Source organism: Pseudomonas sp. NPDC088322 (genome assembly GCF_044740745.1).
In the GTDB taxonomy this organism is placed as follows: Bacteria; Pseudomonadota; Gammaproteobacteria; order Pseudomonadales; family Pseudomonadaceae; genus Aquipseudomonas; species Aquipseudomonas shirazensis.
The window spans coordinates 722,965-744,909 of record NZ_JBIURK010000001.1 but is presented as its reverse complement, the minus strand read 5'-3'; the positions used below and the strand labels follow the sequence as shown (position 1 = coordinate 744,909).

The following is a 21,945-nucleotide window of genomic DNA, read 5'->3' as shown; positions in this document are numbered from 1 at the left end:
ACAAGCGGCGGATTGTAGCGCACTTGCCAGGTAGTCGCGCAGAGGTGCGCTGCGCTTTATTCGTTGCAGGCGGCCGTGGGAATCAGGCGCGATCTATGCTTAACAAAAGACACACTGTTCGGTGCGGACTCACTGCGCGCGATTTCTTGACCTTTGAGTCAGAAAATCATTGACCCGGCGATCAAGCCTGCTTAGAGTCCGCCGGAACAACAATAAAACCATTGCGAGGCCTTCCCCGTGATCCAGTTTCTCGTAAACCAGGAGCTGCGTAATGAGCACGCCCTGGACCCGAACATGACCGTGCTGCAGTACCTGCGCGAACACCTTGGCAAATCCGGCACCAAGGAAGGCTGCGCCAGTGGCGACTGCGGCGCCTGTACAGTGGTGGTCGGCGAGCTCGAAGAAGACGGCCAGAGCCTGCGCTACCGCAGCCTCAACTCGTGCCTGACCTTCGTTTCGTCGTTGCACGGCAAACAATTGATCAGCGTCGAAGGCCTCAAGCATCAGGGCGAACTGCACAGTGTGCAAAAAGCCATGGCCGACTGCCACGGCTCGCAATGCGGCTTCTGCACTCCCGGCTTTGTCATGTCGCTGTTTGCCTTGCAGAAGAACAGCAACGGCGCCGACACCCAGCAGGCCCAGGAAGCCCTCGCCGGCAACCTGTGCCGTTGCACCGGCTACCGGCCGATCCTCGCCGCTGCCGAACAGAGCTGCGCCACACCGTGCCGCGATCAGTTCGATGCGCAACAAGCGCAGACCATCGCCCGCCTCAAGGCCATCGCCCCGTCCGAAACCGGCGAACTGAACAGCGGCGACAAGCGCTGTCTGGTGCCGCTGACTGTTGCCGACCTGGCCGACCTGTACAGCTCGCACCCAGAAGCGCGCCTGCTTGCCGGCGGCACCGACCTGGCGCTGGAAGTAACCCAGTTCCACAAGACCTTGCCGGTGATGATCTATGTCGGCAACGTCGCCGAACTCAAGCGCATCGACAAGACCGCCACTCATCTGGAGATCGGCGCAGCGACGCCGCTGACCGACTGCTACGGCGCGCTCAGCGATGAGTACGCCGATTTTGGCGCCCTGCTGCACCGCTTTGCGTCATTGCAGATTCGCAACCAGGGCACCCTCGGCGGCAACATCGGCAATGCCTCGCCCATCGGTGATTCGCCGCCGCTGCTGATTGCCCTGGATGCCCAGGTGGTACTGCGCCAGGGCCAGCGCCAGCGCGTGCTGCCACTGGAAGACTACTTCATCGACTACCGCATCACGGCCCGCCAGGACAGCGAGTTCATCGAGAAGATCATCGTGCCGCGGGCCAGCAACGACTGGACGTTCCGCGCCTACAAGGTCTCCAAGCGACTGGACGACGACATCTCGGCAGTTTGTGCAGCGTTCAACCTGAGCATCGAAAACGGTGTGGTCAGCGGCGTGCGCATTGCCTTTGGCGGGATGGCAGCGATTCCCAAACGCGCCCGTGCCTGTGAAGCCGCGCTGCGCGGCAAGCCGTGGAACCAGGCCACCCTTGAACGTGCCTGCCAGGCGCTGGGCGAAGACTTCAGCCCGCTCTCGGACTTCCGCGCGAGCAAGGAATACCGCCTGCTGACCGCACAGAACCTGCTGCGCAAGTACTTCATCGAACTGCAATCGCCGCACATCGAAACCCGGGTGACCGACTATGTCTAATCATCATGCCGTCAAGAGCCAGGCCGAGATGGCCGAACTGTTCCGCCAGGACCTGACCACCGGTGTCGGCCGCAGCGTCAAGCACGACAGCGCCGACAAACACGTCAGCGGCGAAGCGGTGTATATCGATGACCGCCTCGAATTCCCCAATCAGTTGCATGTGTATGCGCGCACCGCTGACCGCGCCCACGCGCGCATCCTGAGTATCGATACCGCGCCGTGCTACGCCTTCGAAGGCGTACGCATCGCCATCACCCATGAAGACATCCCCGGCCTCAAGGATATCGGCCCGGTGGTCGCCGGCGACCCATTGCTGGCGATCGACAAGGTCGAGTTCTTCGGCCAACCGGTGCTGGCGGTAGCTGCCCGCGACCTGGAAACCGCTCGCCGTGCGGCGATGGCGGCGATCATCGAATACGAAGACCTCGAACCGGTGCTGGATGTGGTCCAGGCGCTGCGCGACAAGCACTTCGTGCTCGACAGCCATACCCATCAGCGCGGTGATTCGGTTGCCGCCCTGGCCAGCGCCCCGCACCGCTTGCAGGGGACCTTGCATATCGGTGGCCAAGAGCACTTCTACCTGGAAACGCAAATCTCCTCGGTGATGCCGACCGAAGACGGCGGCATGATCGTGTACTGCTCGACGCAGAACCCGACCGAAGTGCAAAAATTGGTCGCCGAAGTGCTCGATGTGCCGATGAACAAGATCGTCCTCGACATGCGCCGCATGGGTGGCGGCTTCGGCGGCAAGGAAACCCAGGCCGCCAGCCCGGCATGCCTGTGCGCGGTGATAGCGCGCCTGACCGGCCAGCCGACCAAGATGCGCCTGCCACGGGTCGAAGACATGACCATGACCGGCAAGCGCCACCCGTTCTACGTCGAGTACGACGTCGGCTTCGATGACGACGGCCGCCTGCACGGCATCCAGTTCGACCTCGCCGGCAACTGCGGCTACTCGCCTGACCTGTCCGGCTCGATCGTCGACCGCGCCATGTTCCACTCGGACAACGCCTATTACCTTGGCGACGCCACCGTCAACGGCCACCGTTGCAAGACCAACACCGCCTCCAACACCGCCTACCGCGGTTTCGGCGGGCCGCAAGGCATGGTCGCCATCGAGCAGGTGATGGACCACATTGCCCGTCAGCTCGGCCGTGACCCGCTGGATGTGCGCAAGGCCAACTACTACGGCAAGATCGAGCGCAACGTCACCCATTACTACCAGACCGTCGAACACAACCTGATCGAGGAAATGACCGCCGAACTGGAGGCCAGCAGCGACTACGCCGAGCGGCGCAAGTCGATCCGCCACTTCAACGAGCACAGCCCGGTACTGAAAAAAGGCCTGGCACTGACCCCGGTCAAGTTCGGCATCTCATTCACCGCCACCTTCCTCAACCAGGCCGGTGCACTGATCCACATCTACACCGACGGCAGCATCCACCTCAACCATGGCGGCACCGAGATGGGCCAGGGTTTGAACACCAAGGTTGCACAGGTGGTTGCGCAGGTGTTCCAGGTCGAGATCGACCGCATTCAGATCACGGCGACCAATACCGACAAGGTCCCCAATACCTCACCGACCGCTGCATCCAGTGGCGCCGACCTGAACGGCAAGGCGGCACAGAACGCGGCCGAGATCCTCAAGAAGCGCCTGGTCGAGTTTGCCGCCCGACACTGGAATGTCACCGAGGAAGACGTTGAATTCCGCAACGGCCATGTGCGCGTGCGTGAGGAACTGATCAGCTTCGAGACGCTGGTGCAGCAGGCCTATTTTGCCCAGGTGTCGCTGTCGACTACCGGCTTCTACCGCACGCCGAAGATCTTCTACGACCGCTCTCAGGCGCGCGGCCGGCCATTCTACTACTTCGCCTTCGGCGCAGCCTGCGTCGAGGTCATCGTCGACACCCTGACCGGCGAGTACAAATTGCTGCGTGCCGATATCCTGCATGACGTCGGCGACTCGCTGAACCCGGCCATCGACATCGGTCAGGTCGAAGGCGGCTTCATTCAGGGCATGGGCTGGCTGACCACCGAAGAGTTGGTGTGGAACGCCAAGGGCAAGCTGGTTACCAACGGCCCGGCCAGCTACAAGATCCCGGCCGTGGCCGACATGCCGCTGGACCTGCGGGTCAAGCTGGTCGAGAACCGCAAGAACCCGGAAGACACCGTGTTCCATTCCAAGGCCGTCGGCGAGCCGCCGTTCATGCTCGGTATCGCTGCCTGGTGCGCGATCAAGGACGCCGTCGCCAGCATCGCCGACTACCGCGCGCAACCCAACATCGACGCGCCAGCCACGCCTGAGCGGGTCCTGTGGGGCTGCGAGCAGATGCGCCAGACCCTGGCCGTGCAGCAGCCTGCTGAACAGCACGTGGAACCTGTCACATCGTGACCGCAGGCAGCCCCGCGCAGCCCTGTGCTGCGCGGGGCTGAGTTGAAGCCAACTGAGGTTTTGTATCATGCACCAATGGATCAACGCCCTCGCCGACCTGCAAGCTCGCGGTGAACCCTGCGTGCTGGTGACCATCATCGAAGAGCGCGGCTCGACCCCGCGCAATGCCGGCTCGAAGATGGTCGTCAGCGCCCGCCAGCTGTTCGACACCATCGGCGGTGGCCACCTTGAGTACAAGGCCCTGCACATCGCCCGGCAGATGCTCGACGAGCAGCGCAGCACCCCGCATCTGGAGCGCTTCAGCCTCGGCGCGAGCCTTGGCCAATGCTGCGGCGGCGTTACCGTGCTGCTGTTCGAGCCAATGGCGGCGGTGCAGGCCGAGATCGCCGTGTTCGGTGCGGGCCACGTCGGCCGGGCTCTGGTACCCTTGCTCGCTGCCCTGCCCTGCCGGGTGCGCTGGATCGACTCGCGCGAGCAAGAATTTCCGGAGCTGATCCCCACCGGCGTGAGCCGCATCATCAGCGAGGAGCCGGTCGACGAAGTGGCTGCGCTGCCGCCAGGCAGTTACTGCATCGTCATGACCCACAACCACCAGCTCGACCTCGAGCTGACCGCGGCGATCCTCAAGCGCAACGACTTCACCTGGTTCGGCCTCATCGGCTCGAAGACCAAACGGGCCAAGTTCGAGCATCGCCTGCGTGATCGCGGCTATGACGATGCGGTGCTAGCACGCATGCGTTGCCCGATGGGCCTGGCCGAGGTCAAAGGCAAATTGCCGATCGAGATCGCCGTGTCGATTGCCGGCGAAATCATCGCCACCTACAACGCCTGTTTTGGCCAGCACGATGCTGCGGTCAATGCCGGCCCCATTGCTCAGTTGCTGCCGCCGTCGCGCCGCAGCCACGCCAATTGACGAGAGTGTTATGAGCGCAACCCGCAAAGCTTACCGATCCGCCATTCTGCACAGCGTTGGCGACCCCGCCGAAGTCGGCCTGGAGGCATCCTGCGAGTACTACCCGGACGGCCTGCTGGTGGTCGACGAAGGCCGCATCAGCGCCCTCGGTCACGCCAGCGACCTGCTGCCGACGCTGGATGCCGACATCGACGTGGTGCATTACCAGGATGCCCTGATCACCCCGGGCTTTATCGACACCCATATCCACTTCCCGCAGACCGGCATGATCGGCTCCTATGGCGAGCAGTTGCTGGACTGGCTGAACACCTACACCTTCCCCTGCGAAAAGCAGTTTGCCGATAAGGCGCATGCCGACAAGGTCGCGAAGATCTTCCTGCAGGAGCTGCTGCGCAACGGCACCACCACCGCACTGGTGTTCGGCAGTGTGCATCCGGAGTCGGTCAACGCGCTGTTCGAAGAGGCCGAGCGGCTGGACCTGCGCCTGATCGCCGGCAAGGTGATGATGGACCGCAACGCGCCGGATTATCTGACCGACACGGCGGAGTCGTCCTACACCGAGAGCAAGGCGCTGATTCAGCGCTGGCATGGCAAGGGCCGGCTGCACTATGCGGTGACGCCGCGCTTTGCCCCGACCAGCACGCCCGAGCAATTGGCGATGGCCGGCCAGTTACTGAAGGAGCATCCGGGGGTGTACATGCATACGCACCTGTCCGAGAACCTGCAGGAGATCGACTGGGTCAAGGGCTTGTTCCCGGAGCAGAAGGGTTACCTGGACGTCTACGATCACTTCGAGCTGCTGGGGGAGCGGTCGGTGTTTGCCCATGGCGTGCATCTGTGTGATGAAGAGTGTCAGCGGCTTTCGGAGACGGGCTCGGCGGTGGCGTTCTGCCCGACCTCGAACCTGTTCCTGGGCAGTGGCTTGTTTAACTTGCCGCAAGCTGAGAAGTTCAAGGTCAATGTCGGGCTGGGCACGGATGTTGGCGCGGGGACCAGTTTTTCGCTGCTGCATACCTTGAATGAGGCTTACAAGGTGATGCAGTTGCAGGGCGCGCGCTTGCACCCGTTCAAGTCGTTGTACCTGGCGACGCTGGGTGGGGCTCGGGCTTTGCGGCTGGAGGATCGGGTGGGAAGTTTGCGTCCGGGTAATGATGCGGACTTCGTGGTCCTCGATTATAAGGCTACGCCGTTGCTTGAGTATCGCCTGCAGCAATCGGGGGGGATCGAGGAAACGTTGTTTGTGTTGACGACGCTGGGGGATGATCGGACCGTGCTGGAGACGTATGCGGCTGGGCGGTGTGTGCATCAGCGGTAGCGCGCTGGCGCAGGGCGGGATTGTTGTGGCTGCCCGAGCTTTGATTGGTTTGAGATTGCCGGGGCTGCTACGCAGCCCTTTCGCGACACAAGGCCGCTCCTACAGGGGCCGCGTACCATCGACATGCGCGGTCTGTGGGAGCGGGTTCACCTGCGAAGGGTCGCGTAGCGGCCCCGGCAATCTGACGGCCAACCACCATCGCGAAACCCACTTTGACCCGCTCTGCGCCAGCGCAGCGAAGGGGCCGGATGTGGAGCCAAGACCTTGTTTGGGGCGTTTGCCAAAAAAGTGACTCGCCGTAAGGGCGAAAGGGGCCCGATCAAACCACACATCAATCGGATAAGTCCCAAGCCGACAACCAACCAATCAACCTTTAGCCGAAGTAGCCCGAGCAGGCTTCTTCTGCAACAAGTGCGAAAACACCGCATGCAGATCGTCCGAAGCACTCTCCTCATCGAGGTTCAGCTTGCTGTCGATATGATCCATATGATGCATCATCAAGCTAACCGCCTGCCCCGCATCCCTCGCCTCGATCGCATCGATCAGCTGCATATGCTCATCATATGAACAGTGCGACCGGTTCCCGCTCTCATACTGAGCAATGATCAGCGATGTCTGCGACACCAGACTACGCTGGAAACTCACCAAAGGTGCATTCCCAGCAGCCTCGGCCAGCTTCAGGTGAAACTCCCCGGAAAGCCGAATCCCGGCCCCACGATCACCCCGCGAAAAGCTGTCGCGCTCGTCACGCACCATCTGCCGCAGCTCGTTCAGCTGCTCAGCCGTAGCATGCTGCACCGCCAACTCGGTAATCGCCCGCTCAACCATCCGTCGCGAAAAGAACACCTGCCGCGCCTCTTCAACCGTCGGACTGGCAACCACGGCACCGCGATTGGGCCGCAGCAACACCACGCTCTCATGGGCCAGACGCGACAACGCGCGACGAATGATGGTGCGGCTGACGCCAAAGATCTCGCCCAGCGCTTCCTCGCTCAACTTGGTGCCCGGCGCCAGCCGCTGCTCGAGGATCGCCTCGAAAATATGCGCGTAGACGATGTCGTCCTGGGTACCACTGCGCCCGGCCTTGCCGGTGCGTACAGGTTTCTTGAGAGGCTGCAGCTGTTCGTTCATGGGCACTCGAGCATGGGAATCCGCCAATCGGACCTTGACTGTACTGCCTGTCAGAGGGTGGCTGGCAAGCCCTGGTTGGAAATAAGAAGAAAGGTACTGGCCCATTGTACACAGGCTGACCCGTTTCTGCAGGTGGCCATTTCGGCATATAGCCACTATTTACAAGATTGTACCCAGGAAAGATAAAACATTATTTGCATTATTTGTACACAAACGCATAATCCAGCGAGCAACTTCTTGACCCATGAGTCAACAAAAACGGTCAGACGTCTGCCTCACCCTCGCGGAATCACCAAGTGCATAGCGCAGGACACTGGTTCCGAACAACAAGAAAGACTTGAGGAGTACTCGCTGTGGACACCCGCAAATCCGACGCCCCTACGCTGGATCTCACCCCGCCGCTCGAAACGAGCTGGCTGGAACGGATTTTCAAACTCAAGCGACATGGCACCACCGTCAAGACCGAAATGATCGCCGGGGTGACCACCTTCATCACCATGGCCTACATCATCTTCGTCAACCCCAACATCATGGCTGACGCCGGCATCGATCATGGTGCGGCGTTCGTCGCCACCTGCATCTCGGCCGCGCTCGGCTGCCTGCTGATGGGGCTTTACGCCAACTGGCCGGTTGGCCTGGCGCCGGGCATGGGGCTCAACGCCTTCTTCACCTACACCGTGGTCGGCACCATGGGCTACACCTGGGAGGCGGCGCTGGGCGCCGTGTTCGTCTCCGGGGTGCTGTTCATGTTCCTGACCTTGTCGCGGATTCGCGAATGGCTGCTCAACAGCATTCCGCTGAGCCTGCGCCATGCCATGGGGGCCGGCGTCGGATTGTTTCTCGGGCTGATCGGCCTGAAGACTGCGGGCATCGTCGTCGACAGCCCGGCGACCCTGATCAAGCTCGGCTCGCTGCACGAGGCCGGCCCGCTGTTGGCGGCGGTGTGCTTCCTGATGATCGCGGTGCTCAGCTATCACCGAGTGTTCGGTGCGATCCTGATCGCCATCATCAGCGTTACCCTGGCCGGCTGGGGCTTGGGCCTGGTGCAGTACGGCGGGGTGTTCTCGCTGCCGCCGAGTCTGGCGCCGACCTGGATGGCCATGGACGTCGCCGGCGTGTTCAACGTGAGCATGATCAGCGTGGTGCTGGCGTTTCTCTTCGTGCACATGTTCGACACCGCCGGGACCTTGATGGGGGTTGCCCAGCGCGCCAACCTGGTGGCGCCGGACGGCAAGATCGAAAACCTGTCACGGGCGCTGAAGGCCGACAGTGCCTCGAGCGTGTTCGGCGCCGCCGTTGGCGTGCCGCCGGTCACCAGCTATGTCGAGAGCGCTGCGGGAGTGGCCGCAGGTGGCCGTACCGGGCTGACCGCCGTGGTGGTCGGGGCACTGTTCGTCGCGGCGATGTTCTTCGCCCCGCTGGCAGGGATGATCCCCGCCTACGCCACCGCTGGCGCGCTGATCTACGTGGCGATGCTGATGATGGGCAGCATGGCCCATATCAACTGGGACGAAGCCACCGACAGCATTCCGGCGATCGTCACGGTGATCATGATGCCGTTGACCTTCTCGGTGGCGGACGGCATTGCCCTGGGCTTCATCAGCTACGTGGTGCTCAAGGCCGGGACGGGCAAGTACAAGGAGATTTCGCCCAGCCTTTGGGTACTCTGCGTGATCTTCATCGCCAAGTTCGTATTCCTCTAGGGCCTCTTGCAGTGGCCTGTCATTTTTGACAGGTCACTGCAGAAAAACCCCACGTTAGACTCGGGTCTCATCTTCTCCATGCCGAGACCCGAACATGCTCCCCAACACCACCCCACCCTCCGTTTTGCCCCCGGCGCTGCGCTTCTACCAAGGGTCATCCCTGGCGACCGAGCTTCAAGGTGAGCGATGCGTCACGCTGCTGCGCCATGGCGAGTCAGCCTTGGCGCAGCTGGACAACACCACGGCCACCCGTCCGCTCGGCGTCGATCAGCAAGGATCGATTGTGCGGCTGCAGGGCGCCGCCAGCAGCGCGAGCATCGCCTACGCCGCCTATGGCCACCACCCCCTGGAGGCGGGCGCCAGCCTGCTGTCGTTCACCGGACAAAAGCGCGAACCGGTAACCGGCTACTACCTGCTCGGCAACGGTCATCGCGCCTACAGCCCGTCGCTCATGAAATTCCTCAGCCCGGACAGCCTGAGTCCGTTCGGCAGCGGTGGGTTGAATGCCTATGCCTACTGCCTGAATGACCCGATAAACCTTACCGACCCCACTGGGAAAACCCCTTGGGCGCTTACGTTCATGAGAAAACACGTCCAACCGAAAATTCAGGTTGCAAAAAAGTCAGTAGACCTGGCGAGCAAAGCACTCTTCCCGGATCCAACCTCGCAGGAATCACCAAGGTTGGGAAGGGCAGTAATCCGTAAATTTGCCAGTGACCAAGTGGACAGCACACCCTTTACGCAAAAGCTGTTCAAGGTCAACGACAACCTGACGAGTCACAACGACGCCACGCTGACCACTGAGCACGCGGGTATATACCGCGATATAGCCACGCAAAATCTCAGCGGTCAGATCTCGAACACGTCGGCTCACCTCGAGGCCGCACGCGTATGGGTGACCACTGAGAAAGGCGCTGAACGCATCGTCGGGGCCACATTCAATTTCATGGGCGCCATTGCTGCTGGCGCCGAGGACAAGGCCGGCTATGCGACTGGCCGAGTACTGAAGCAGAACAACCAGGCCGTGCGAAAACACACCTGAACAAAGACCGGCGATGGTCACAAGACCTCAGAAACACCAATCTCTAGACGAAAAAAAGCCCGCCAGTGTGAGAGCGGGCCAAAGACCTACGAAGATTCTTCTAGCGACCAACTAGCTTCCACGATAGGTCGAGTAGCTGTAAGGCGAGATTAGCAGCGGCACGTGGTAGTGCTCCTGCTTCTCGTCGACCCCAAAGCGCAGTACCACAACATCCAGGAACGCCGCTTCTGGCAAAGCCACGCCCCGAGCTCGATAGTAATCCCCGGCACTGAACTGCAACTGGTACACGCCGGTGCGGTAATCGTCACCCTGCAGCAACGGCGCATCGACGCGGCCATCGCTGTTGGTCAGCGCGGTATTAACCAATTCCAGCTGCTGGCCGTCGACACGGTACAGCTCGACCTTGATCGAGCTGCCCGGGCAGCCATGCGCAGCGTCCAGTACGTGAGTGGTCAGACGTCCCATGTGCGTGTCGCCTCTTGTTCAGTTCGTGGGCAGAAAATACCCAGCAAGCACCGTAAGAGGGCCTGCCGTGTGCGGGAATGAGCTCATTAAGACACTTTCTCAATAAATTGTACACAATTTTTTAGACCCTTCAGCGCCACTCCGCCACACGCTCGCGAAAACCTGCTATGTATCGCCAGATATAGGCTGTATAAGCAGGCCCAGGTCATTAGCTGACCAATCAGGCAAGTTTCTTGCAAAGCAGTCTCACGCGACAAAAGGGCAGAAATGCGGAAAAACAGGCTTACAAAAGATTTCAGAAGTTGTATACAATCAGCCCATCCGGTGAGTGCGACAACCCGACGCGGGTCCACCACCCCTCGCACAACGTACAAGAAGGAAGACTGCAGTGAGCGCTGACTACCCTCGCGACCTGATCGGTTACGGCAACAACCCACCTCACCCGCACTGGCCGGGCAACGCCCGCATCGCCTTGTCGTTCGTACTCAACTATGAGGAAGGTGGCGAGCGCAACATCCTCCACGGCGACAAAGAGTCCGAAGCCTTCCTGTCTGAAATGGTTGCCGCCCAGCCCCTGCAGGGCCAACGCAACATGAGCATGGAGTCGCTGTACGAGTACGGCAGCCGCGCCGGCGTCTGGCGCCTGCTCAAGCTGTTCAAGGACACCGGCGTACCGCTGACCATCTTCGCCGTGGCCATGGCCGCGCAGCGCCATCCGGATGTGATCCGCGCCATGGCCGAAGCTGGCCATGAGATCTGCAGCCACGGCTACCGCTGGATCGACTACCAGAACATGGACGAGGCGCAGGAGCGCGAGCACATGCTCGAAGCCATCCGCATCCTCACCGAGCTGACCGGCGAGCGCCCACTGGGCTGGTACACCGGTCGTACCGGCGCCAACACGCGTAGGCTGGTGATGGAAGAAGGCGGTTTCCTCTACGACAGCGACACCTACGACGACGACCTGCCCTACTGGGAGCCGAACAACCCGACCGGCAAGCCGCATCTGGTGATCCCGTACACCCTCGACACCAACGACATGCGCTTCACCCAGGTGCAGGGCTTCAACTGTGGCGAGCAGTTCTTCCAGTACCTCAAGGACGCCTTTGATGTGCTCTACGAAGAAGGCGCCGAAGCGCCGAAGATGCTCTCGATCGGCCTGCACTGCCGCTTGGTCGGTCGCCCGGCGCGGCTGGCAGCGCTGAAGCGCTTCGTCGAATACGCCAAGAGCCATGACCAGGTCTGGTTTGCCCGTCGCGTGGACATCGCCCGCCACTGGCACACCACCCACCCGTACCAGAACGAGAACGCCTGATGACCGCCTTCAAGACCCTGACTCCTTCGACCCTGAGCCGTGACGCGTTCGTCAGCGCCTTTGCCGACATCTACGAGCACTCGCCGTGGGTGGCCGAGAAGGCCTATGACCTCGGTCAACTGGCCGAGCTGGACCAGATCGAAGCCCTGCATCAGCGCATGAGCGACATCCTGCTCAGCGCCAGCCACGCCGACCAGTTGGCCTTGATCAACGCTCACCCGGACCTGGCCGGCAAAGCCGCCGTCCAGGGCGAACTGACCGAATCGAGTACCAATGAACAGGCTGGCGCCGGTATCCACCAGTGCACTGCCGAAGAGTTCGCCCGCTTCACCGAACTCAACGATGCCTACAAGGCCAAGTTCCAGTTCCCGTTCATCATGGCGGTCAAGGGCAGTAACCGACACCAGATTCTGGCGGCGTTCGAAACCCGGATTCACAACGATGCCGATGCCGAATTCAAAGAGGCGCTGGCGCAGATCAACCTGATCGCGCTGTTCCGCCTGCTGCAGCTGTAAGGCTTGCCACAAGGTCTGGCCCGAGTCCGCCACGCGAGCGTACCCAGGGCCTTCCGGCAAGCGCACCACCACATTAGCCAGTCATAGAAGAAGAGATAACAAGCATGCGCACACTAGTGATCGAGCCCCTGAGCAAAGAAGCCTTCGCCCCCTTTGGTGACGTGATCGAAACCGACGGCAGCGACCACTTCATGATCAACAACGGCTCGACCATGCGCTTCCACAAGCTCGCCACGGTTGAAACCGCCGAGCCTGAGGACAACGCCATCATCAGTATCTTCCGCGCCGACGCGCTGGAAATGCCGTTGACCGTGCGTATGCTCGAACGCCATCCGCTGGGCAGCCAGGCTTTCATTCCGCTGCTCGGCAATCAGTTTCTGATCGTGGTCGCGCCAGTTGGCGATGCACCTGTATCAGGTTTGGTCCGTGCCTTCCGCAGCAACGGCAGGCAGGGCGTCAATTACCATCGCGGCGTTTGGCACCACCCGGTGCTGACGATCGAAAAGCGGGATGATTTCCTGGTGGTTGATCGCAGTGGTTCAGGCAACAACTGCGATGAGCATTACTTCACCGAGGAACAGATGTTGATCCTCAATCCCCACCAATAAGAAAAGGTCGGTCATCCACGGCCTGCATGAAATACTCGGTGTCGCGATAAACCTGCTGCGCTCGCAGCCTGCTTATCGCGCGCAAGGTCGCGTGCAGCGTTCAAGCTGGTGATCGGCAAGAGGTACATACTGTGGAAGCACACCTTCACGAATGGCTGAACCTGAGCATTCGCTGGGTTCACATGATCACAGGCGTCGCCTGGATCGGTGCATCGTTCTACTTCGTCTGGCTGGAGAACCACCTCAACCGCAGCAACCCGCGCGATGGGTTGTCGGGTGATCTCTGGGCCATCCACGGTGGTGGTATCTACCACCTGGAGAAGTACAAGCTGGCGCCGCCGAAAATGCCCGAGAACCTGCACTGGTTCAAATGGGAAGCCTACTTCACCTGGATGTCCGGGATCGCCCTGCTGTGCGTGGTGTTCTACTGGAACCCGACCCTGTACCTGCTCGCCCCGGGCAGCTCGCTGAGCGGCGCCGAAGGCGTGGCCATCGGTATCGGTTCGCTGGTAGCCGGCTGGTTCATCTACGACATCCTCTGTGACTCACCATTGGGCAAGCGCCCTGCCCTGCTCGGCGGCGTGCTGTTCGTACTGATCATCGCCGCATGCTGGGGCTTCAGCCTGGTGTTCAGCGGTCGTGGTGCGTACCTGCACACCGGTGCGATCATCGGCACCATCATGGTCGGTAACGTGTTCCGCATCATCATGCCGGCCCAGCGCCAGCTGGTCGCGGCGATCGAAGCCAACCAGACGCCCGACCCGCTGTTGCCGGCCAAAGGCCTGCTGCGCTCGCGGCACAACAACTACTTCACCCTGCCGGTGCTGTTCATCATGATCAGCAACCACTTCCCGAGCACCTACGGCAGCCAGTACAACTGGTTGATCCTGGCCGGGATTGCAGTGGCTGCGGTATTGATCCGTCACTACTTCAACACCCGTCACGACAGCAACAAATACGCCTGGACCCTGCCCGTCGGCGCTCTGGCGATGATCTGCCTGGCCTATGTCACCGGCCCTAAACCTTTGCCAACTACTCCTGAGCAGGCTGCGGCGAAGATCGAGTATCAACCGCTGCCAGCCACGGCCGTAGGCGGCAAGACCGCTGCCGAACAGCGTGCTGCCGATGCGGCCAAGGCGGCTGAAGCACCGGCCGCTGCTGCACAGGCTCCGGCCCAGGCCACAGCCCAGTCGGGTGACACCTTCGACACGATTCACAACGTGATCCAGGAACGCTGCACTGTGTGCCACTCGTCCAAGCCGACCAGCCCACTGTTCAGCACGGCGCCAGGTGGCGTGATGTTCGATACCCCGCAGCAGATCCAGGCCCAGGCCGCGCGCATTCAGGCGCAAGCGGTTGCCAGCCAGATCATGCCGCTGGGCAACATCACCCAGATGACCGTTGAAGAACGCAAACTGGTCGGTGACTGGATCGCCAAAGGCGCCCCCGTCAACTGACCCCACGCATCGCCAGGCTTGCTCCTGCACCGGGACCACTTCCCGTGCAGGGCACGCCTGCGCTACGCGCACTACGCAACAAGCAAGCATCGAGCGCAAACCCGCAGCGTGAACCCCTGGCTTTTACCCAAAGCCTGGCGCTGCAGGTTGACCGCTTGGATCCGAGAATAAAAACAAAACTCGAGGTGCTGCATGTCAGAGTCATCCAAGGCGTACATCCCTGTTGCGCCGCCACGACAGCCCCTGCCCCTGTTTCAGCTGATCCTGGTGGGTCTGCAACACGTGCTGCTGATGTACGGCGGCGCGATCGCCGTGCCGCTGATCATTGGCCAGGCCGCTGGCCTGTCGCGTGAAGAAGTCGCCTTCCTGATCAACGCTGACCTGCTGGTCGCAGGCGTTGCCACAATTATCCAATCGTTCGGTATCGGCCCGGTCGGCATTCGCATGCCGGTGATGATGGGCGCAAGCTTTGCCGCAGTCGGCAGCATGGTGGCCATGGCCGGCATGCCCGGCGTGGGCCTGCAGGGCATCTTTGGTGCGACCATCGCCGCCGGCTTCTTCGGCATGCTGATCGCACCGTTCATGTCCAAGGTGGTGCGCTTCTTCCCGCCGCTGGTCACCGGCACGGTGATCACGTCGATCGGCTTGTCGTTGTTCCCGGTGGCGGTCAACTGGGCCGGTGGCGGCCAGCAAGCGGAGACCTTCGGCGCGCCGATCTACCTGATGGTGGCCGGTCTGGTGCTGGCCGTGATCCTGCTGATCAACCGCTTCATGCGTGGCTTCTGGGTCAACGTGTCGGTGCTGGTTGGGATGGGCCTGGGCTACATCGTCGCCGGTTCGATCGGCATGGTCGACCTGTCCGGGCTGGGCGCTGCGCCATGGCTGCAAGTGGTCACGCCGCTGCACTTCGGCATGCCGACCTTCAGCCTGGCGCCGATCCTGTCGATGTGCCTGGTGGTAGTGATCATCTTCGTCGAGTCCACCGGCATGTTCCTCGCCCTGGGCAAGGTGACTGATCGCGAAGTAACCCCGGGCATGTTGCGCCGGGGTCTGTTGTGCGATGCCGGTGCGTCGTTCATCGCCGGTTTCTTCAATACCTTCACCCACTCCTCGTTCGCCCAGAACATCGGCCTGGTGCAGATGACCGGCGTGCGTTGCCGCTACGTCACGGTCATGGCCGGGGCCATGCTGATCGGCCTCAGCCTGCTGCCCAAGGCGGCGTACCTGATCGCCTCGATTCCACCGGCCGTGCTTGGCGGTGCGTCGATTGCCATGTTCGGCATGGTTACCGCCACCGGGATCAAGATCCTCCAGGAGGCGGACATCTCCGACCGACGCAACCAGTTGCTGGTTGCGGTGAGTGTCGGCTTTGGCCTGATCCCCGTGGTCAAGCCGGAGTTCTTCGCGCAGATGCCGCAGTGGATGGAACCGATCACCCATAGCGGGATTGCCATGGCCACGGTCTGTGCCCTGGTGCTCAACGTGCTGTTCAACATCCTCGGTGGTGCTGACCGGGCGGCGCACAACGACGCCTGTCACCAACACTGAGTCGACGGGGTGGCCAGGCTGGCTACCCCGTTGATTGCAACGCTCTCACGCTCACGCAGTACCGCTACACCGTCGGCCCGCCGGAATGGGCCGTTCGGGGCGCCCTTGCGCCGAAAAAACCCCAAAAAAAACAATAAGTCCGGGAATCACGACATGAAGCGCATCACCTCGTCCCTCTTGCTCGGCAGCAGCCTGCTGGCGACCGTCCCCGCCCACGCCGGCGAATGGCTGCAGTGGCACGGCGAAAGCCTGACCTACCTGTACGGCAAGGATTTCAAGGTCAACCCGAATATCCAGCAGACGGTGACCTTCGAGCACGCCAACAAATGGAAGTATGGCGACACCTTCCTGTTCGTCGACAAGATCTTCTACAACGGCAAGGCCGATGCCAGCAAAGGCGCCAACACCTACTACGGCGAGTTCAGCCCACGCCTGTCGCTGGGCAAGATCACCGGCCAGAGCTTTGCCTTCGGCCCGGTCAAGGACGTGTTGCTGGCCATGACCTACGAGCGTGGCGAGGGCGACAACGAAGCCTATCTGATCGGCCCTGGCTTTGACCTGGCGGTGCCCGGCTTCAACTACTTCACCCTCAACTTCTACTTGCGCAACACCGAGGGCAGCCGCCCCGGTGACAATGTCTGGCAGATCACCCCGGCCTGGTCCTACACCATCCCGGTCGGCCGCTCGGACGTACTCATCGATGGCTACATCGACTGGGTGGTCGACAACGACCAGACCCGCCGCGGCACCTACCACGCCAATCTGCACGTCAACCCACAGGTCAAATACGACCTCGGCAAAGCCCTCAACTACGGTGCCAAGCAGCTGTATGTCGGCTTTGAGTACAGCTACTGGAAGGACAAGTACGGCATCGACAGCCGCGGCAATCTGGACAGCAACCAGAGCGTAGCCAGTGCGCTGGTCAAGGTGCATTTCTGAGAAGCTGACCGAACGCCCAACTTTGGTTCCACGTGCTTCAGGACGGAGCACTTGAGGCGCAGCGCGCAACTGAGTAATCTGCGCGCCCCCTCGCTCAGGGCAGAATGATTTCTGCCCGCGTTTACTGACCGCTCAGTCAATGAATTCGGGTGGTTGGTCTGCGTGTTGCCAGCCGTACAGGACCGTTTTCAGCCGTTCAGCAAGACGTCGAGCAGGAAGATTGCGACCAACGACAAAAGTTGGCGCAGCTCTTGCCAAACAGCTGTGGTCAATCGAAAAAAGTTGACTCAAAAGACAAAAACAGCGCCACCACCGAGCGCTGACAACAGATCCGAATCAAGGGAGCGACACACGCGATGCGTACCATCAACAGCCTGATCCTCGCCGGCAGCCTGCTGGCCTCCGGGACCACCTTCGCCGGTGACCTGCTGCAGTGGCAAAGCAACAGCCTGACCTACCTGTGGGGCAAGAACTTCAAGGTCAACCCGGAAATCCAGCAGACCTTCACTTTCGAGCACGCTGATGGCTGGAAGTACGGCGACAACTTCGTGTTTGTCGACAAGATCTTCTACCAGGGTAAAAAGGACGCCGGCAACGGCCCCAACACCTACTACGGTGAGATCAGCCCGCGCCTGTCGGTGGGCAAGATCCTCGACCAGAAGATCGCCTTCGGCCCGGTCAAGGACGTGCTGCTGGCGATGACCTACGAGTTTGGTGAAGGCGACAGCGAGTCGTACCTGATCGGCCCTGGCTTCGATCTGGATATCCCAGGCTTCGATTACTTCCAGCTGAACTTCTACCAGCGCACCACCGACGGCAGCCGCGCCGGCGACAACGTCTGGCAGATCACCCCGGTGTGGGCGTACACCATCCCGGTCGGCTCTTCGGACGTGTTGATCGACGGCTTCATGGACTGGGTAGTCGACAACGACCAGAACCGTCGTGGCACCTACCACGCCAACCTGCACTTCAACCCACAGATCAAATACGACCTGGGCAAGGCAATGCATCTGGGCGAGAAGCAGTTGTACGTGGGTATCGAGTACGACTACTGGAAGAACAAATACGGGATCAAGGATTCCGACGGTTTCACCACCGACCAGAACACCGCCAGCCTGCTGGTCAAGGTGCACTTCTGATCTGATCAGGCGCGGCGTATGAGTCCGCTCCAGTCAGGATGATCCCTGCTGGAGCGGTACCAGTTCGATCAGTTGCTCGCCAGTTTGCGCACCCGCGATACCCCGCCGACGACCACCGCAGCGACAAAGCCGGTGATCGCGCCAACCACACCGTACAGGCCGAACTTCGCCACCGCGCCCCAGCCCGCGCTCGCGCTAACCAGCGCCTCGATCAGGTGTTCAAGCGGCTGGATACCCTCGGCAACGAAGGTGCCGCCGACCAGAAACATCGCCAGCGTGCCGATCCACGACAACGCCTTCATCAGGAACGGCGCCGCAGCCACCAGGCCGCGCCCGAATTTCTTGACGAATGTGCCCCAGGCGCCCTGAGCTTTCGACTTCGCGAGAGCAAAGCCTGCGTCATCCATGCGTACGATGCCGGCGACCAGGCCATATACGCCGACCGTCATCGCCAGCGCGATCACCACCAAAGTGATGATCTGCTGATACAGAGGCGCATCGGCAACCACGTTGAGGGTGATGACGATGATTTCGGCACTGAGGATGAAGTCGGTCTTGATCGCGCCCTTGATCTTGCGCTGCTCGTACTCGGCCAGCGCTTGTGGGGTTTTCGGCACAGGCTTGTGTTCAGCGTCCGCTGCTTCATCGCCGCCACGCGAAAGCTTGTCCTTGATTGCCTCATAGCCCTCATAGCACAGGTAGATCCCGCCCAGCATCAACAGCCACTTGATCGCGGCCGGCAACAACGCGCTGAGGATCAAGGCGCACGGCACCAGGATCGCCTTGTTCTTCAACGAGCCCTTGAACACCGCCCATACCACCGGCAGTTCACGATCGGCCTTCATGCCGGTGACCTGCTCGGCGTTCACCGCCAGGTCATCGCTGAGCACGCTCGCCGACTTCTTCGCCGCGACCTTGCTCATCAGCGCAATGTCATCGAGCAACGCCGCGATATCATCCAACAAAGCAAAAAAACTGCTGCCAGCCATTCCATTGATTCCTAAAGGTGTCCGCAGCCACCCAGGCCTGAGCCCGCGCGGCTGCGATAAAGACGTGATTGCCGACAAGTTGGCATAGAGACCCTAGCCACGCTGAACAGTTCTGGCTGGGCGCCCCAGCGCTACAGCAGCGGTGTCGTCGCCAACACCACCAGCGGCATCGCCAGCGCCGCCAGCAGCGTCTGCCCGGCGATGATCGCCGCCATCAGTGGCGCATCACCGCCCAACTGCCTGGCCATGATGTAGGCGGACGACGCGGTGGGTAAAGTCTGGAACAGCACCGCCGCCAGCGCCGCCTCGCCTTCAAGGCCGAACAAGCGGCAGATCAACACCGTCACCAAGGGCATTGCTACGAACTTGATCACTGACGAAGTGCCGATCGGCTTGAGCCAGCCGCGCATACTGCGCAGGTGCAGCGCCGCCCCGATGCACAGCAGGCCCAACGGCAGCGACGCCTGCCCCAGCGCCTGCAGTGCCGGAGCCAGGCCCGGCGGGATGGCAAGCCCGCTGCCCCTTACCAGCATGCCCAGCGCACAGGCCAGCAGCAGCGGGTTGAGCGCCAGCTGCTTGAGCACGCTGGCCAAGGTCGGGCGACTGCCCGCGCCATATCGGGCAAACACCAGCACGCAGAGGATATTCACCGTGGGCACGATCGCAGCATTGGCGATGGCAGCCAAGGCGATGCCATGGGCGCCGAAAATCCCCGCCGCAGCGGTCACCCCGACATAATTGTTGAAGCGCACACCACCCTGGAACAGCGAGGTAAATGCCGGGTCATCGGCCGGGAACAACCGCCGCGCCAAGACCATCACCGCAGCCACGACCACCGTCGACACCACCAGCACGCTGACCATCGCCTGCACCGGCAGGTCGCCCAGCTGTGCGGTTGCCAGGCTATGGAAGAACAGTGCCGGCAGCAGCACGTAATAACCGAGCTTTTCGGCATACGGCCAGAACGCTTCGCCGACGAAGTTCGCGTGGCGCAGCCAGAGCCCAAGCATGATCAGCAAGGCAATCGGCACCAAGGCGAGAATGAGCGCGCTGGTCATTGGCCAGCCGCCGGCAAAATTGACAACGTTCGCCGCAACACAGAAACCTCCTCCATAACAACAGCCCGGGACTATAAACTGAATAACCAACAACGCGCGGCGATTTATTATTCCGAGGATACAAAACAATAGATGCCCTTGCCTCCATTACTCGGGCCACGGCAGAACTGATCAACTGGTCAAGTTAATAACGGTGGCGCATAGCACGCGATTCATCAATCCCTGGCAAACGTTTGCTACCATGCGCGCGACCCCGCACTTGAGCGGCGTGCTTGTCATCTGCACCGGCCATGATGCGCAGTAAACCGCGAGTGGCGTGGTCTATGATTATTAGTGCGCGCAACACCGCAACTCCATCAGTGGAACTGGCCAACGTGAACAACACATCAATTCAAGCGAGCAGGCGTTGGATGGCTCGCAAGTTCCCTGACACGTCGCAGTGGCCACGCATCCAATTGCTCCTTCGCTTCAGCGGCGTCGCCTGCATTTTGCACGGCACGTTATGGGGCGTTTATTACGCGACCCATGCCATGTTGCTGCTGGCAGTGTTGCTGTTCACGGTGGTGCTGTCTGGCCTGGCCTGCCTGTACCTGGCGACTCAGCCGACACGGCGCGCGCTGCCGGCTTTGGCCCATTGCCTGCTGATCGCTACCGTGATTGCCAGCCTGGCCGACTCGGCGACGGCCGACACATCACGCTCGGCCAACCTGTTTCTGATCCCTATCGGCGTGGCCGCCTTTCTGCTGTTTCGCAACAGTGGCATCTACCTGCGCTGGGTGTTTCCGTGCCTATGTTTCGCAGCCCTGGTGTTCTTCGCCAACAGCCCATTGACCTTTAGCCGCCTGGAATTGCTGCCATCAGACATCAGCCAGTTCGGGCATGCCCTGAACAGCATCACCGCCATGGCCCTGACCCTGGGCGTGCTGGCGATATTCCGCGATGAGCAGAAATTCAAGGTCGAACTGCACAGTGCGCTGGCACGGGCACTGGCCCGCCGCGAGCTGTGCACTTACCTGCAGCCACAAGTCTGCGCACAAGGGCGGGTGATCGGCGCCGAGGCCCTGCTGCGCTGGGACCGCCCCGGACACGGCATTCAGTCGCCCGCCGAATTCATTCCCGTTGCAGAGCAAAGCGGCCTGATCCACGACATCGGCCTGATGGTGCTGGAACAAGCCTGTCGCCAGCTAAGTGAGTGGTCCGAGCACCGCGATGCACAGCACTGGAAGTTGTCGGTAAACGTCAGTCCGCTTCAACTGACTTCGTCAACCTTTGTTGAAGAAGTTCGAGAGATAGTTCACAAATTTAATATTCCTGCCAATCGACTTCGCCTGGAAATAACCGAGTCGGTATTTGCCAGTGATCTGGTGGCAACTGTGATGAAAATGGAAGATCTGCGCAGCGACGGCATATCGTGGTCACTGGATGACTTCGGCACGGGGTTTTCTTCATTGGCCCTGCTGCGCGAACTGCCACTGGATGAGTTGAAAATCGATCGCTCATTTATCGCCGGTATTGAGAGTGACGTGGGCAAATATGAACTGATCAGAAAGATCATTGAAATTGCCGAGATACTGAACATATCGACGGTTGCCGAAGGCGTTGAGACCGAGGCCCAGTTCGATTGCCTGCAAGCGATGGGCTGCACTGCCTTCCAGGGTTTTTACTTCGGCCGGCCGATGATCGCGGCGCAGTTCATCGGCAAATACGCGGCCAGCTAAGCGCAAACCGCGGCA

Annotated in this window: 18 protein-coding genes; 14 read left to right on the top strand and 4 right to left on the bottom strand. The window is 61.2% G+C overall.

Translation table 11 applies throughout. The annotated features are described in order from the left end of the window. Nucleotides 1-237: 237 nt before the first annotated feature. From xdhA to guaD, 4 genes are all read left to right on the top strand, one after another. On the top strand, nucleotides 238-1,683 hold the full coding sequence (gene xdhA, locus ACIOAU_RS03495) for a xanthine dehydrogenase small subunit (protein WP_101318018.1): 1,446 nt from the start codon (nucleotides 238-240) through the stop codon (nucleotides 1,681-1,683). Next, nucleotides 1,676-4,075 carry a xanthine dehydrogenase molybdopterin binding subunit gene (gene xdhB / locus ACIOAU_RS03490; protein ID WP_401179951.1) on the top strand — a complete coding sequence of 800 codons (2,400 nt, stop codon included), beginning with the start codon at nucleotides 1,676-1,678 and terminating at the stop codon, nucleotides 4,073-4,075. The genes xdhA and xdhB overlap by 8 nt, the downstream gene beginning before the upstream one ends. Before the next feature lie 67 nt (nucleotides 4,076-4,142). Then, on the top strand, nucleotides 4,143-4,988 hold the full coding sequence (xdhC, locus tag ACIOAU_RS03485) for a xanthine dehydrogenase accessory protein XdhC (protein ID WP_101318014.1): 846 nt from the start codon (nucleotides 4,143-4,145) through the stop codon (nucleotides 4,986-4,988). Between the two features lie 10 nt (nucleotides 4,989-4,998). Next, a complete protein-coding gene (gene guaD / locus ACIOAU_RS03480) occupies nucleotides 4,999-6,303 on the top strand; it encodes a guanine deaminase (RefSeq protein WP_150569733.1) in 1,305 nt (434 codons plus the stop codon). A 366-nt stretch (nucleotides 6,304-6,669) separates the two neighbouring features. Here the strand turns inward: guaD and ACIOAU_RS03475 are convergent, their stop codons facing one another. After that, nucleotides 6,670-7,434 carry a GntR family transcriptional regulator gene (locus ACIOAU_RS03475; RefSeq protein WP_150569734.1) on the bottom strand — a complete coding sequence of 255 codons (765 nt, stop codon included), beginning with the start codon at nucleotides 7,432-7,434 and terminating at the stop codon, nucleotides 6,670-6,672. A gap of 353 nt (nucleotides 7,435-7,787) precedes the next feature. Here ACIOAU_RS03475 and ACIOAU_RS03470 point away from each other — a divergent pair, with 353 nt between their 5' ends. Both ACIOAU_RS03470 and ACIOAU_RS03465 read left to right on the top strand, forming a co-directional pair. Continuing rightward, nucleotides 7,788-9,137, top strand: a complete 1,350-nt coding sequence (locus tag ACIOAU_RS03470) for an NCS2 family permease (RefSeq protein ID WP_101318007.1) — start codon at nucleotides 7,788-7,790, stop codon at nucleotides 9,135-9,137. 94 nt (nucleotides 9,138-9,231) lie between these two features. Beyond that, complete coding sequence (locus tag ACIOAU_RS03465) at nucleotides 9,232-10,179, top strand: RHS repeat-associated core domain-containing protein (RefSeq protein ID WP_401179945.1); 948 nt, start codon at nucleotides 9,232-9,234, stop codon at nucleotides 10,177-10,179. Between the two features lie 111 nt (nucleotides 10,180-10,290). On the opposite strand, the gene uraH is transcribed toward ACIOAU_RS03465, so the two are convergent. Further along, nucleotides 10,291-10,644: a hydroxyisourate hydrolase gene (gene uraH, locus ACIOAU_RS03460; RefSeq protein ID WP_101318003.1), complete on the bottom strand. Its 354-nt coding sequence runs from the start codon at nucleotides 10,642-10,644 to the stop codon at nucleotides 10,291-10,293. A 388-nt stretch (nucleotides 10,645-11,032) separates the two neighbouring features. On the opposite strand from uraH, the gene puuE reads away from it, so the two are divergent. The 7 genes from puuE (at nucleotide 11,033) to ACIOAU_RS03425 (ending at nucleotide 18,165) form a co-directional block, all read left to right on the top strand. Next, nucleotides 11,033-11,959 (top strand): allantoinase PuuE, encoded by a 927-nt coding sequence (puuE, locus tag ACIOAU_RS03455; protein WP_101318001.1) that lies wholly within the window; start codon nucleotides 11,033-11,035, stop codon nucleotides 11,957-11,959. Next, entirely contained in the window at nucleotides 11,959-12,474 is a 516-nt protein-coding gene (gene uraD, locus ACIOAU_RS03450; protein ID WP_101317999.1) for a 2-oxo-4-hydroxy-4-carboxy-5-ureidoimidazoline decarboxylase, read from the top strand. The genes puuE and uraD overlap by 1 nt, the downstream gene beginning before the upstream one ends. A gap of 104 nt (nucleotides 12,475-12,578) precedes the next feature. Next, nucleotides 12,579-13,082, top strand: a complete 504-nt coding sequence (locus ACIOAU_RS03445) for an ureidoglycolate lyase (RefSeq protein WP_101317997.1) — start codon at nucleotides 12,579-12,581, stop codon at nucleotides 13,080-13,082. A gap of 131 nt (nucleotides 13,083-13,213) precedes the next feature. Continuing rightward, nucleotides 13,214-14,539, top strand: coding sequence for a urate hydroxylase PuuD (locus ACIOAU_RS03440; RefSeq protein ID WP_101317995.1), 1,326 nt, complete (start codon nucleotides 13,214-13,216; stop codon nucleotides 14,537-14,539). Nucleotides 14,540-14,731: 192 nt separating this feature from the next. Beyond that, on the top strand, nucleotides 14,732-16,087 hold the full coding sequence (locus ACIOAU_RS03435) for a nucleobase:cation symporter-2 family protein (RefSeq protein WP_101317993.1): 1,356 nt from the start codon (nucleotides 14,732-14,734) through the stop codon (nucleotides 16,085-16,087). A gap of 153 nt (nucleotides 16,088-16,240) precedes the next feature. Continuing rightward, nucleotides 16,241-17,026, top strand: coding sequence for an outer membrane protein OmpK (locus tag ACIOAU_RS03430; protein WP_101317991.1), 786 nt, complete (start codon nucleotides 16,241-16,243; stop codon nucleotides 17,024-17,026). A 356-nt stretch (nucleotides 17,027-17,382) separates the two neighbouring features. Beyond that, complete coding sequence (locus ACIOAU_RS03425; RefSeq protein WP_150569738.1) at nucleotides 17,383-18,165, top strand: outer membrane protein OmpK; 783 nt, start codon at nucleotides 17,383-17,385, stop codon at nucleotides 18,163-18,165. Between the two features lie 68 nt (nucleotides 18,166-18,233). Here ACIOAU_RS03425 and ACIOAU_RS03420 read toward each other — a convergent pair whose 3' ends face one another. Then, nucleotides 18,234-19,154, bottom strand: a complete 921-nt coding sequence (locus ACIOAU_RS03420) for a DUF808 domain-containing protein (RefSeq protein ID WP_150572692.1) — start codon at nucleotides 19,152-19,154, stop codon at nucleotides 18,234-18,236. Nucleotides 19,155-19,285: 131 nt separating this feature from the next. Beyond that, complete coding sequence (locus ACIOAU_RS03415) at nucleotides 19,286-20,212, bottom strand: AEC family transporter (RefSeq protein WP_401179936.1); 927 nt, start codon at nucleotides 20,210-20,212, stop codon at nucleotides 19,286-19,288. A gap of 410 nt (nucleotides 20,213-20,622) precedes the next feature. On the opposite strand from ACIOAU_RS03415, the gene ACIOAU_RS03410 reads away from it, so the two are divergent. Then, entirely contained in the window at nucleotides 20,623-21,930 is a 1,308-nt protein-coding gene (locus ACIOAU_RS03410) for a putative bifunctional diguanylate cyclase/phosphodiesterase (RefSeq protein WP_401179933.1), read from the top strand. Nucleotides 21,931-21,945 lie beyond the last annotated feature (15 nt).